At 60.0% G+C, this 11,977-nt stretch carries 16 protein-coding genes and 2 pseudogenes; 10 read left to right on the forward strand and 8 right to left on the reverse strand.

All coding sequences use genetic code 11. From position 1 onward, the window contains the following. A pseudogene (gene tnpC, locus NKJ17_RS32765) lies at positions 1-1,085 on the forward strand (IS66 family transposase); the annotation flags it as partial. A gap of 25 nt (positions 1,086-1,110) precedes the next feature. On the opposite strand, the gene NKJ17_RS32770 reads toward tnpC, so the two are convergent. From NKJ17_RS32770 to NKJ17_RS32780, 3 genes and pseudogenes are all read right to left on the reverse strand, one after another. Next, positions 1,111-3,192, reverse strand: coding sequence for a recombinase family protein (locus tag NKJ17_RS32770; RefSeq protein ID WP_352691840.1), 2,082 nt, complete (start codon positions 3,190-3,192; stop codon positions 1,111-1,113). Continuing rightward, positions 3,173-3,370 carry a hypothetical protein gene (locus NKJ17_RS32775; RefSeq protein ID WP_352691853.1) on the reverse strand — a complete coding sequence of 66 codons (198 nt, stop codon included), beginning with the start codon at positions 3,368-3,370 and terminating at the stop codon, positions 3,173-3,175. Before NKJ17_RS32775 ends, NKJ17_RS32770 begins: the two co-directional genes overlap by 20 nt. A gap of 52 nt (positions 3,371-3,422) precedes the next feature. Beyond that, positions 3,423-3,710: pseudogene (locus NKJ17_RS32780) on the reverse strand (DUF5372 family protein); the annotation flags it as partial. A gap of 5 nt (positions 3,711-3,715) precedes the next feature. Between NKJ17_RS32780 and NKJ17_RS32785 the strand changes: the two are divergent. From NKJ17_RS32785 to NKJ17_RS32810, 6 genes are all read left to right on the forward strand, one after another. After that, positions 3,716-3,859 (forward strand): transposase domain-containing protein, encoded by a 144-nt coding sequence (locus tag NKJ17_RS32785; protein ID WP_352691841.1) that lies wholly within the window; start codon positions 3,716-3,718, stop codon positions 3,857-3,859. Positions 3,860-4,066: 207 nt separating this feature from the next. Then, complete coding sequence (locus NKJ17_RS32790) at positions 4,067-4,438, forward strand: hypothetical protein (protein WP_352691843.1); 372 nt, start codon at positions 4,067-4,069, stop codon at positions 4,436-4,438. 24 nt (positions 4,439-4,462) lie between these two features. Then, positions 4,463-4,831, forward strand: a complete 369-nt coding sequence (locus NKJ17_RS32795; RefSeq protein WP_352451786.1) for a hypothetical protein — start codon at positions 4,463-4,465, stop codon at positions 4,829-4,831. A gap of 34 nt (positions 4,832-4,865) precedes the next feature. After that, positions 4,866-5,108: a hypothetical protein gene (locus NKJ17_RS32800; protein WP_023722868.1), complete on the forward strand. Its 243-nt coding sequence runs from the start codon at positions 4,866-4,868 to the stop codon at positions 5,106-5,108. Between the two features lie 15 nt (positions 5,109-5,123). After that, positions 5,124-5,342, forward strand: coding sequence for an HK97 family phage prohead protease (locus NKJ17_RS32805; RefSeq protein WP_352496746.1), 219 nt, complete (start codon positions 5,124-5,126; stop codon positions 5,340-5,342). Beyond that, the gene (locus tag NKJ17_RS32810) at positions 5,236-5,511 is read left to right on the forward strand and encodes a hypothetical protein (RefSeq protein WP_352691845.1); all 276 of its coding nucleotides are present in this window, start codon (positions 5,236-5,238) and stop codon (positions 5,509-5,511) included. Before NKJ17_RS32805 ends, NKJ17_RS32810 begins: the two co-directional genes overlap by 107 nt. Positions 5,512-6,301: 790 nt before the next feature. Here the strand turns inward: NKJ17_RS32810 and NKJ17_RS32815 are convergent. After that, the gene (locus NKJ17_RS32815) at positions 6,302-6,649 is read right to left on the reverse strand and encodes a hypothetical protein (RefSeq protein WP_352691846.1); all 348 of its coding nucleotides are present in this window, start codon (positions 6,647-6,649) and stop codon (positions 6,302-6,304) included. 203 nt (positions 6,650-6,852) lie between these two features. Between NKJ17_RS32815 and NKJ17_RS32820 the strand changes: the two genes are divergently transcribed. Then, positions 6,853-7,692: a hypothetical protein gene (locus tag NKJ17_RS32820; RefSeq protein ID WP_352691848.1), complete on the forward strand. Its 840-nt coding sequence runs from the start codon at positions 6,853-6,855 to the stop codon at positions 7,690-7,692. Continuing rightward, entirely contained in the window at positions 7,595-8,512 is a 918-nt protein-coding gene (locus tag NKJ17_RS32825) for an SGNH/GDSL hydrolase family protein (RefSeq protein WP_352691850.1), read from the forward strand. Before NKJ17_RS32820 ends, NKJ17_RS32825 begins: the two co-directional genes overlap by 98 nt. A gap of 48 nt (positions 8,513-8,560) precedes the next feature. On the opposite strand, the gene NKJ17_RS32830 is transcribed toward NKJ17_RS32825, so the two are convergent. Together NKJ17_RS32830 and NKJ17_RS32835 are read right to left on the reverse strand one after the other, a co-directional pair. Further along, positions 8,561-8,749 carry a hypothetical protein gene (locus NKJ17_RS32830; protein ID WP_023722438.1) on the reverse strand — a complete coding sequence of 63 codons (189 nt, stop codon included), beginning with the start codon at positions 8,747-8,749 and terminating at the stop codon, positions 8,561-8,563. A 179-nt stretch (positions 8,750-8,928) separates the two neighbouring features. Beyond that, positions 8,929-9,210: a hypothetical protein gene (locus NKJ17_RS32835; RefSeq protein ID WP_023722439.1), complete on the reverse strand. Its 282-nt coding sequence runs from the start codon at positions 9,208-9,210 to the stop codon at positions 8,929-8,931. A 313-nt stretch (positions 9,211-9,523) separates the two neighbouring features. Here NKJ17_RS32835 and NKJ17_RS32840 point away from each other — a divergent pair, with 313 nt between their 5' ends. After that, a complete protein-coding gene (locus NKJ17_RS32840; protein WP_023722441.1) occupies positions 9,524-9,802 on the forward strand; it encodes a hypothetical protein in 279 nt (92 codons plus the stop codon). Positions 9,803-9,814: 12 nt separating this feature from the next. Here NKJ17_RS32840 and NKJ17_RS32845 read toward each other — a convergent pair whose 3' ends face one another. Continuing rightward, complete coding sequence (locus NKJ17_RS32845) at positions 9,815-10,312, reverse strand: hypothetical protein (RefSeq protein ID WP_352691851.1); 498 nt, start codon at positions 10,310-10,312, stop codon at positions 9,815-9,817. A gap of 1,056 nt (positions 10,313-11,368) precedes the next feature. Further along, the gene (locus tag NKJ17_RS32850; RefSeq protein ID WP_352691855.1) at positions 11,369-11,620 is read right to left on the reverse strand and encodes a hypothetical protein; all 252 of its coding nucleotides are present in this window, start codon (positions 11,618-11,620) and stop codon (positions 11,369-11,371) included. Between the last annotated feature and the right edge of the window lie 357 nt (positions 11,621-11,977).

Here is an 11,977-nt window from a genome sequence, read left to right on the forward strand (position 1 = left end):
ATCTGCCGCGGGTGGAGCGGATCATCGAGCCCAGGAGCACGCTGTGTCCGTGCGGCTGCGGCGAGATGGCCAGGATCGGCGAGGATGTCAGCGAGCGGCTCGACGCAATCCCGGCGCAACTGCGCGTGCTGGTCACGCGCCGCCCGAAATACGCTTGCCGGCGCTGCTCGGGCGCCGTCGTGCAGGCGCATGCGCCTGAGCATATCGTGCCTGGTGGCCTGCCGACCGAGGCGCTGATCGCCCAGGTCATCGTCGCCAAGTTCGGTGATCATTTGCCGTTCTACCGGCAGGCCGAGATCTACGCCCGCCAGGGCATCCAGCTGGATCGGGCGACACTGGGCAACTGGGCAGGCCGGGCCTGCTTCCATCTCAAGCCCATAGCCGACCACATGCGCGGGCATCTGGCTGCGGCCGAGCGCCTGTTCATGGACGAGACCACCGCGCCGGTACTCGATCCCGGACGCGGCAAGGTCAAGAAGGGCTTCTTCTGGGCAATCGCTTGCGATGACCGCGGCCATGGTGGCCAAGGCCCGCCCATCGTGCTGTTCCACTATGCGCCGGGACGCGGCGGCGAGCATGCCGAACGCTTCCTTCAAGGCTTCGGCGGACAATTCCTGCAGGTTGACGCCTATGAGGGCTATGACCGGCTGACACGCCTGGAGCGGCCACAAGGACCGTGGCTGCTCGTCCATTGCTGGAGCCACCTGCGCCGACGTTTTGTGAAGCTGGCGCGCAACACCAAGTCCCCGATCGCCGAAGCTGCCGTGCGCCAGATCGCTACGCTCTACGCCGTCGAGGCGACGGTGCGCGGCATGACGCCACAAGCTCGGCTCGCCGCCCGACAGCAGTACTCCACCCCGATCATCGCCGCCTTGAAGCCGTGGTTTGAAAAGCAATTGTCGATGATCTCCTCGGGCTCAAAGCTGGCCGAAGACATCCGCTATGGTCTTGCCCATTGGGAAGGGCTCACCCGCTTCCTCGGCGACGGCCGGCTCGAGCTCGACACCAACCCGGTCGAAAACGCCATCCGGCCCGTATGCTTGACCAGAAAAAATGCTCTCTTTGCTGGCCATGACGGCGGTGCGTTATACTGCTCATCTGTCGATCGCCTTATAAACTAAGGACATTTTGGCGCGGATCATCAGACGCCGGACGCTTGCCATGCTGTGATCGCCTCGCATCAGCTTCACGCCGCACCGCATTATCCTCAAGATCCAAGAGGCGAATGATCCAGGGTGCCCCTTTGCATAGCTGATTCGCTGCCACGGTGCCGCGGTTGATCATGCGGCGAATAGTTGACGGACTGACCTGCAGGATTGCAGCCGCTTCATCGAGCGTCGCTTCGCCACGCTCGGCCCGTTCGCCGTCACGGTAGGGTGCGATGCCATGGGTCTTGCGGAGGCCACAGACCCTGGTGCGCGTCCAGCTGTTGTCCTTTCCGGTCGTTTTGCCGGCGCGATTCAGGACGGCGGCGATCGACAGATCCGGCATCTGGCGGGCCAGTACCCGTACAAGATCAAGGGTATCGCCTTTGATCGTCCAGCGGGTCTGACCGATCTTGTTCTTCTTCACGATGAGGCGCGTATGATCGCCGCCTTGCCAGTGGATGATGATGGCCAAAGTGTCGTCCACGACATCGACGATGATCTCCTTGACCAACAAGCGAATGATCTTCTTGCGCGTCTCGACCGAAGCACCCGGGCTGTCCCAGGCCTGGGCGAGGTCCTTCCCGAGAGCCATCAGTCTCGCACGATCCTCGGCAGAGACCGTCGGCGCCTGCAGGGCGACAAGGCGATCGAGCTCCTCTTCAAGCTCGCCAAGGCGGGTCAGCTTCTCGTTCCAGCGTCGCTCAAGTTCGCTCGCGACAAGGCGGTTCTCGGGATCGACCGCATCGTATTGGCGGCGCGCGCGCTGCGCCTCGTATCGCGCCTGCCGGCAAGCATTCTCGACCTGCTGTCGCTTATCGCCATGCTCTTGGCCCCGCGCCTCCATCGCAGCCAGTGCCGCCTCAATGCCGAGCGGTTGCAGGCGATCGACAACCTCTTGGCCGACCGCCCGGTCAACCCGCATACCGCCGAAGCGGATGCAGTTGTCGACGGCCTGGTCGCTGAATGAGCCGCGACATACGTAACGTTGGGTGTTGCCGCCTTTGCCGCTGTAAGCGACATGCAATCGACGGCCGCAGCGAGCGCAGCGGAAAAGACCGGGCAGCAAGGCTTCGCCGCGGCGGATCGCCCCCCGGCCCAGGTAACTCTTTCCGTTGGCGTTGTTAGCAATCAGGTGCTGATTCCTCTCAAACTCCTCCCAGGAAATATATGCCTCGTGGTGGTCGCGGATCAAAACCTCCCAATCCTTCCAGTTCCGGCGAATGCTGTCGCGCACAACGCGCTTGCGGCCGTCTTCCATCAAAACGCGCGTTCCGCGTCGGCCAAAAGCGTAGGCGCCGGCATAGATTGGATTCGTCAGCATGTGGTGCAGCGTGTGATATACGGGTGCCTTCCACTCAGTTGCTTGCTTGTCGCGGCCCTGAACGACGGCCGGAACGAGGACTTGCTCCTGGCGGAACCAGAGCAGAACCTGCCGGATCGACTGCAGCTCGGCGAACTTACGGAACACCAAAGCAAGGCCGTCCTGCACCCGACGATCCGGATCCTTGTCAAGCCGCCCATCCTCCCCTTTGACGTAGCCGACAGCCACAGTCAGCAGGAGCTCCCCACGCCGAGCCTTCTGCCTGAGCGCCTCGATGGAGCGCTGCCGGAATAACGAAAGCTCCATCTCGCTCATCGTGCCCTTCATGCCAAGCAGTAAGCGGTCATTGATCAGGCGCGGATCGTAGACACCATCTTCATCCACTATCAAGGTTCCAACCAACCCGCAGAACTCAAGCAAGGTGTGCCAGTCTCGGCCATTGCGCGCCAGCCGCGAGGCCTCCAGCGAGACGACTGCTCCGACACGACGTTCGCAGATGGCAGCCAACAGCTTCTCAAAGCCGGGCCGAGCCGTGCCGGCACCGGATCGGCCGAGATCATCATCGACGATTTGGACTTCGCCCCAACCCAACTGCCGGGCCCGCTCGGCCAAGCCGTATTGGCGACGCTGGCTCTCGAGGTTGTTCACGACCTGATAGGACGTCGACTGCCGGATGTAGATGATGGCGCTCCGGCAAAGGTGCTCAGCGGTAATCTTGCTCATCGCCCGCCTCCCTCCGCTTCCGGCTCCACAGTCCAGCGCCTGGCACGGACGCTGCTTCGACGAGTAGAGACTGCAACAGCACCACCGCCTTCAGCCGTTCCTCGCTCGACATCTCGGCCGGCGGCGCGGCGGGCGTGAACAAATCCAGTTGGGTTCGCGGCGGATTCTTCATCGGCATGTCCTCCTCCAGAGTTTGAGTCTCTCGGACGAGACGCTACGAGATGATCGACAAGTGCGCGAACTTCGAGGAGGTGCGTGAGCGGAAGTCTGGGCGTGGCAACGATCGCAACCGAGCCGGCTTGTGGGACGACCATCCACTCCGGAAGATGGAAGTTCCCGCCATGCGGCTGCCGGATCAAAAGATGACGAATGCCGTCGTACTCATACTCACCGACTACGACAACGGTCTGTCCAGTCAGCGGGTGAAATGGATAAGTGACAACAACATCGAATCCCGGATTCCGGGCATTATGACGCTGCTTCCGAGATCGGGGCCGAAAACTGGGCGCTGCTCTCATCCGTCGTGGCCACCTGCAGGCTCAACGACGTCAATCCCGTTGCCTACCTCGCCGAAACCCTCGAGGCCATCATCAACGGCCATCCACAGAGCCAGATCGAGGAACTCATGCCCTGGCGATTCCGGAAAACATCAAGCCCAAACCCATAGGTGATCGGCGAGGCGCTTACGAATTTCCAAACTCAAGGATCAAATATGCCTACGACAAAACCAGCCGTAGCCGCCATTGTGCGGCGTATCGGCTTCGATGAAGGGCGCGTGGGCGCGGTAGCCCGCATACTCACGGACGCCGCTGTTCTCCCGCCCGGTGCGCCTGGGACATCTCCAGATCTCAGCCCGCAAGACGTGGCGTCACTCATGCTTGGCGCGGCGCTGGACGTGCCTTTGCGTGCTGTTGTTGACGCGGTGCGCGATTACCGCGCCCTGCGCCGTGAAGGCGTTCCTGATGGCGCGCCATTTGCTATCAGTGTTGCCACAACTGGTGAAGAGCTAGACGTCCTGGCCGAGATCGCTGCAACTGGCTCGCCAGAGGCGAAAGCACGGGCAGCAAAGATCATCATCGCCGTAGTCACTAGTTGGCCGGAAGTCGTGCCGATCGACCAGATCGACACCCGACGCTTCAGCGCGGGCGCGCCAAGTCACTGGCAGGCCTCTCGCCATCGCAAATCTGTCGAAATCAATGCCGCCGCGCTTGTCGAGGTCATCAATGAACTTTTTGGAGACCAGTAAAATGTCAAAAGCTGACCTTTCGTAATGCCCGAATTGACCGATGTCGACCCGGAATTCGCAAAACTCGAACGGCAACTTCAGGACCTAAACTCCCAAAAATGTTTGGCCGATCGCGAGCTTGCGAGCCTGCGTGAAGAACTGGCCGAAGCGCGCGGTCCGTCCATTCCGTCCAGCGTTGCAGCCCTGCTTGGTGATGAACCCGACTCGGCGACGGGAAAACGGCAGCGTGCCGCCGAACTGAGCAAGTTGGTCGGCGATCTTATGGTTGCCATTGACATCATTTCTAAACGTCTGCGGGAGCGTCGCGACATACGGCAGCCGTGCTGCTGTCGCGCGCCGCCGCATTGGAGGCCGCGATGGTGCCGCTTCGCGAGTTGGAACAGTTGCGCATAGATTTGGAAGCTCACGATGCATCAGGTCATTTTCAATGGCCGCACGGGAATCTTTCGCATTTTTCCAGCGCGTTCTGCGCGGCTGTGCGCAAGGGAGTGTGAGTATGGAACGGCGAGAATACGAAACCGCCACGGATAAGGGGCGCCCTGGTCAACGTCTGGTGAGACTGCCGGGCGATAAACAGCACACCAAGCGTGGTGACAGCGCAAAGGTCATCGCGCGCCGCATTGCGCTAGACAAAGCGGAGAAGCGCCTGCAGAGGCTGACGAATGGCTGAGTATCGGGCTACGCCATCCAATGGAGCCAACCCGCGACTATCGCGGGTCTCTTCGTTGAACAGTTTGCGCGCGGATCTTTCGACAAGTCATTGCTCCACAATCCTGACGTGGCGGCTCTGTGGTCGCATGACAGCAGCCGGCCACTTGGGTGTGTTGGCCGCCGCGACAGCAAATATCGCAGCGGCCGGTCCACCCGCCGAGCAAGTCATATTCTTCCACCATGTAGCTCTTGATCTTCAGCCAACTGCCGTGCCGCCAACCGGCTTCCATGGATGCAGGTCAATTCACGATTTGCTGAAACGCGCTGTTTCCGCCCGGGTGGAGCTAGCCTGTCAGTTTAGTGAAGTCGTGGCGCCGCGCACGAACATGTGCCAGCAAATTCGTTTCGTTTACGACCCCTGATTGAAAGAGATTCAGCGTGGTCGAGGCCAGAATCTGACCGTCTATCGAAGTGCTGTACCATTTAGCGTCGGCGGTTATTTGGTCGACAACCCGCTGGCAAATCGCCCGATCTTTAGGTCTAAGGAACTGACTTTTCAGCGCTCGTAGCATCTCGATGCCTTTAAAGGGGAGTCACTTGTCTCCGACGCGACACCCATGCGCGGGTCTCCGGACAATGGATACTAAACGCATCAAGACAGAAAATTGCCATTCGTTTGAGCGGTACCGATGCAGGGCGTTGGCATCGGTGACGTGGTTGCGGCCGCGGTACGGAGGGGGTCACTGACAACCGTATCAGCGATACACGCACTTCCTTAGCGGGCGGCCCAGCAGCTTGGGTTAGGGGGGCCGCTGGGCCTGACCAGCGAGCGTTCGGGAATGCTCGACTGGCTGGTTAGTATTTTAGATAAATCTAATATAAATCGAACCATGCGAACGAAGTACGCGGCGGTAAGAAAGTGGCTGGCGTCCGATTCACTTACCGCGCGCTTTTGCCTTGGGTTCTGGCGAGCTTTCGGACGGGTTTGCAGCCAATTTTGCAGATCGCCAATCTGTTACCCACAGGGACTTTTTCCTCGTCAACAAATCGTCACGATCGCCCTCAGCGGTCGCTCGGCTATGCATGGCAGCTATGGCGTAGTCGGCTCTGTTGGTTCGATAGTCTTCTTTTTGGACAGTCATCGTTTGCTCCCAGTTTCATAGCCCCTCTTTTGCCCTTGCTAGGAGATTAACTGCCGGTGCATTACGCGAGTCAATCAATGAACGACCACTCCGCAGTCGCGAGGGCGGGAAGCAAGCCGACAATTTTAACGTTGGAACGGCTTACAGAGTGCCGGCAACACAGCCGCCCTTTCGTCGGGCTGCGTTGATCGCGTTCATGTTGCCCTTCAGCTCGGGTCTTGGCTTCACGTGCCTTGATGTCTGTGTTGTCCATCATGCTGCCAACCGGCAAGCCAAGCCAAAACACGCCGTCCACGTCACGGCGGGCGATTCTGTCTTGTACGGCCATTATCGGCGCCAGGTCGGAATTCGTTCGGTAAAGTTCGGCTTCCAACTGGCTGCAGGACTTGCCCGCGTATACGCTGGACGAAACCAGCATGGGATTGACGTCGGCTGGGCGAGTAGCGCAGCCCGTGATGGCTACAAACGCACATAACTTGATTCATGCTTCCCCAAAATGCCCGCGGCGAGCAGGCGTTGAGGGCGGGACGAAGTCTAGGTGCCTTGACGGGATGCCGAATATATTCCTATTTTGCGGCATGCCGCACCGTCGCCGCCATGAACAGATTTCCGAGTATCATCTTGCCAAAATTGAACGACAGGCGTGGCGCCTTGTCTCTGTCGGTCGGGGCGACGCTTTTGGACCTCAAAGTGTCCGCTGCCGACCTCGGCCTGCGGGTTGGTGAACCCGTTGAAATCATCGTTGATCTGATCGCCGCACAAAGCCTTCAGATCATCGGCAGCATCGCGGTGTCATCCGGGGTGGCGCACAACGAGAGCAACACGGTCAACCCGGCAGTGGCGGGCGGGCTGGGCTACATGAGCGTTGGGCTGACCGTCACGCCGACCCAGAACGATGTCACGTTTGGCACGAGCCTGCTGGTTCGGCTCAACATCGCTGCCGGCGTCGGTGCGAATGGCCTGTTCGTGCTCGGCTGGGCTGTCCAGAAGGCCAAGTCACGCCTGACCTACATCGGCGGGGCTCTCCAATCTGCGGCCATGGTGGCGGAGGATGCGCACCCGAAGCTTAACATCGACCCGTTCTTCCGCATTGTGGCCAGCGGCGTCACCAACGACTATGCTGGCAACCCCCTGATCGGAGCATCGGCTGGCGGGTTTCCTCCTGTTCTGGTCAACGCGCCGGCAGGCTCGCCCTTCGGCACCAAGGCCATCAAGCTGCCGGCCGGCCACGCTGCACGACATCAAGACGCCCGTAGCCGAAGCAGGGTTGACGGTGGGAGAAACTGTCTGGTGTATCTTCGCCTTCATGGCGGGGAGTGCCCAGTCCATCCAGTTCATCCACTACATTCCGGTGTCGTCCGGGGTGACCCAGACCGTTCAGATAACCAAAACGGTCAATGGCCTGACGTATATTTCGCTGCCCATCGTGGTCACCCAGAACGACGTTACCTACGACCTTAATCACCAGCTCCGCATCCTTCCGACAGGGGCCTTGGCCGCGGATGCCTACCTTCCCGGCTGGGCCATCCAGAAGGCACCGGGCCGGCTGATCGATAACCATGGCCGGTTTGACAAACTGGCCAAGGACGTTGCCTCCGTGCCGGCCTCGCAGTTCGCCGGCAAGATCGGTGCGCACTTCGGCGATAGCATCATCGAAAGTGTCATCTGGCCGGGCATCACGCCGACCGCCAAGATTGCCCAGCGCACCGGGATGACGATCACCAACTGCGGCGGCGGCGGTACCCGCATGGCCAACCATGCTGCGAACTATGACAAGTTCTCGTTTTACCGGCTGGCCGATGCCATTGCCTCCGGTGATTTTTCCCAACAGATAGCCGCAGCAACGGTCATCGGAGGCACCTTTCCAGCGATTGCAGCGCGCATGGCATCGGTGGATTACAGCCTGCTGGATTACCTGATCCCCTCGTTCGGCACCAACGACTTCACCGGCGCCGGCCCGACGTGCCCCATCGGCACCAATGCGGACATAACCGGGGCGACCTTCAAGGGAGCCATCAACTACGGCATCCAGACGATCATGACCGCCCGGCCGAACCTGAAGCTCATCTTCACGACGCCGATATGGCGGACGCTGGACGGCACTGCGGGAGGAGCCGGAAGCCAGCTGATCGACTACGCCAACGCCATGCTTGAGGTCTGCGCCCTAAACAGGGTGCCAGTGGTCGATCTGTACCGCCGCTGCATCATCAACCAGTTCAACTACGTCATTGGATGGGTCCTGGAGACGGAACTCACCCCAACAATCTTGGACAGGACCTGATCGGCGGCATGATGGCGGCGGGGCTGTTCGACAACTTCTAAGTTGCGCCTAGACAATCTCGGCGCGGACGAAATGCCATGACGCCGTGTTAATGATCGTGTCCGGGGTGTAGGGATTGGTGAGTTTCACTAGCGTCCCATCAACTTCCGCGACCGTCCAGACGCCAGTTTCGTCGCTCCAGTCGCCCGGAACCGCTACAATCATGGTGATGCGGTAATCTCTTCCGATTTCGAACATTCGGCCCTCCCCAGTTTTTGGTTCGGGGCAGAATGCGCGCGTGCTTGGGCCGGCGCAAGCGTCACCGACCTCGCAGGCGCGGATGGCGTCGACCAGCGCGACAACCGCGCCACGGGCCAGGTGGATGCCATGCTCGACGTGATCTCGAGCAACCTTTTCACGGCGATGGCAAGTCTACCCTAGTGGAAGTCAATCTTTTTCGACGGCTGCGCGGTGTGGCTTTTGAGACTGATGAGCGCAGGCGTGTCGATCTTCGACGCTATCCGCCGGGCCAGTTCCCGCAATTCGAAAAAGCCGTCAATACTCATCAGGCTCAACGGTGTGCCTGACGAAGTATCCCACCGCAAAGGTACTTTGTCTTGCCTGTACGAAGATCCGTTCATCTCGCAAATGGCGTCGTAAATCGCCTGTGCGATAGACATTTCGGCACGGATACGCTCTGCGTCTTTTTGGCTGTTCATAAGAATTTTTCCCCAAACCACGGTCCCCCTTAGCCGCTTTCATTAGGTGTCGCTAGATCACGCGGATGTGACACGTCGGATAAAATCGATTGATATGGCCGAGGGAGCGCATACGGTTTTCTTTGGTTTTCGCCGTGTTGAGCGCCGTGCAAGACTCGTGCCGCGTCCATCTTGATCGCAGCGTTGAATGGGCACTATTCGCAATGTATATTGCGCGCATGAGCACTGCAGCTGACAACAATTTTTTGCTGCCGCCCCCGGCTCCAGCGTATCTGCCGGCGCGCGTCATCGGCGACCCGAAGAAGGCGGCGTAGTGGTCAGCCCGCTTCCGGATCCCGAGGTCGCGGACGAAGCGCCAAGCGAGCCCTACCTCACCCCATACGACAATAAACGCGTCGCCATGTATATGTGGCTGCTGGACGCCGCCTATGACGACGAGGATTGGCGCGTGGTTGCCAGGACTGTGCTGCATATCGATCCCGAGAAGGAACCGAAGCGGGCGCACCGAGCCTGGGAAACTCATCTCGCCCGCGCCCGGTGGATTCTCAAGGAAGGGTACAAGTTCCTGTTCCCGAGCCCCACGACTCACTGACGAGTCTGTCCGTTAGGGGCCGAAATTGGGGCCGCAAGAAGATACCGACAAAAGGTTTAATGAAATCAACGGCATCTGGCGGAGGGAGTGACCGTCCGGCTGTTTTTTCGCGCCGACGTCATGCCTTTTCTTCGCACCGGTTAAAGGTTTTGGTTCCCTGGGCCAGGAAACATCGATGGGGCTCGCGGTCACCCAGGTGAAGCCACCGCATCCACCATGCGCATCAAGCGCACTGGTCAGTCGACGCGACAATACACGAGACCCGCCGCGCAGTGCCTCCAGTTCTTTGAGACTGGCACTGATGAAGGCAAGTGCCTCGCCGCGGTTGGGAACCGGTCCCTTCTTCATAGCACGAACCCTGCTGCCACGAATTGACCCCAACTTAATTAAACGCGCTCTCATGGCGTGAAAGTGACTGTCAGCATTGGAGGCGCGGAAATTTCTCCCAATGCAGATGCTCAGGATGTCCTTCGCACTGCCGGACGGTGCCTTTTTGAAGCGAAACAACATGGACGAAATCGTGTTTCGTTCGTCTATGACGCCGCCATGTTGCGGGTCGTGACGCCCTAACCTACCGCTGGCCCAGCCCTGACGCTGGCAGAGTATCGCGAGAATGGGGCCTGCCTTCCAACCGATTGCGGATGCGCCAACAACCCGGCCACGTTCGACGTTTCACAGCCTGGGGCCTATTTTTCAGGTAACCGGCAATTCGTTGGAGTCCGTTCTCCAAAGTGACGCAAAAAGGCCCGCCCCATTGTCTGGAGCAGGCCCTTTGACTTGCGCGGTACTCAGAACCTTGCCGCTTCGCGAAAGATAATAGCGAATGGTAAACATCGACTGAACGTCCGTGCCGCTTCGGTGGCCTTGGGTTAGGTGCGGCCTGTCCTTGTTGCTTGGCGAGATCGGGGCGGCTGATGCCGGCTCAGTGCGACGCGGATTTCGTGCAAACCCCAACAATGCTGCCCCCGCATCGATCACCGCAAGCAGATTGGCCAGCTAAATGTCATCCACTGCAGGGCAAATTCGTTGCTCGCCGGCCGACAAATGCTGGGAGGCACTGCATGCGCGCGCTCGGGGAGCTGCGGTGAGAGATTGGCGCCCGTCCGCGATTGATCAAAGTTGGGCCTACGGACCGAGTGTCACCGCTTGCGATCGTAACATTGCTGCGATCCGAATTTACTCTTTGGCCCGCGCCCAAGCTGGACGCTCAAGAATGCCGCGTCTTCGCCGATATCCTGACGCTTCAGCCCGGCGACCGGTGGCGCAGGGAAATCTCACGAACGCGAGCCGGATCGCGAGCCAGACCGAAGATGAGCTTTCCACCTCTGCATGATACCGGAGTCTGGGCCCGTTGGCGCAGGATGGAAGTCGATCCTGATGTACGATGATACACTTCCCGTGCGTCGAGATGGGCGGACTCGAAATGAGGCCGCAGTTCGTCAACGACACCGTTGTCGCTCGGGATTGCCTGCTCGAACAGCAGATGTCCGTAATCGGCCGTCAGGCTTCGAGCTCCTTCGGCTGACTTTTGAGGGCGGCGATGAGTAGCCCCAAAAGAGCCTTCCGCTACCGGAGCAGGAGCGAGAAGTTGTAGCCGGCGGCGGCCAGGACGGCGTCGCCCTGCTGGCGGGCGAGGTAGTTGCGGCCAGCTTCTTTCGCTTCGCGCCACCAACCTTCGACCAAACCGGTGCCGTGACACCCGTTCCGAGAACAGGCGAGCCGCGCGCCGGTCCATATGCCGCGAAGGACAGACGAGCCAACATCCCGAAACTTGCTTACGTCGAACTCGCGGGAGACCGGCACCAGGGGGCCTGACACCAAGTCCTCGAATGCCCTCGATGTGTGTTCAAGATCCTAGGAAGTTCTCTCCTTACCACTGGAAGACAGCTCGTCCAGCCGCATCTGAACAGGAGGCCGGTGCTCAACCAGTGCCGCGCAGGATGTGCCCGATTGACAGGCATCAGGGAAGCCCAGGTCCTTAGTCCACAACGCTGTGACGAGCGCGACAACCGCGGCGGGGTTAGCCAGCTCACAGTTCAAGTCGATGGCTCAACTGTTGCATGGGGAGAGCTCTTACTTCTCGCTCCAAGTGCGGACGCGGCGCACGAGCTCGGAAGTTGAGATCCCGTAGCGATCGTGAAGCGTCGGCAGCGCGCCAGCGTCGAGGAACTCGTC

This window comes from Mesorhizobium sp. M0208 (assembly GCF_040322015.1).
Classification (GTDB): domain Bacteria; phylum Pseudomonadota; class Alphaproteobacteria; order Rhizobiales; family Rhizobiaceae; genus Mesorhizobium.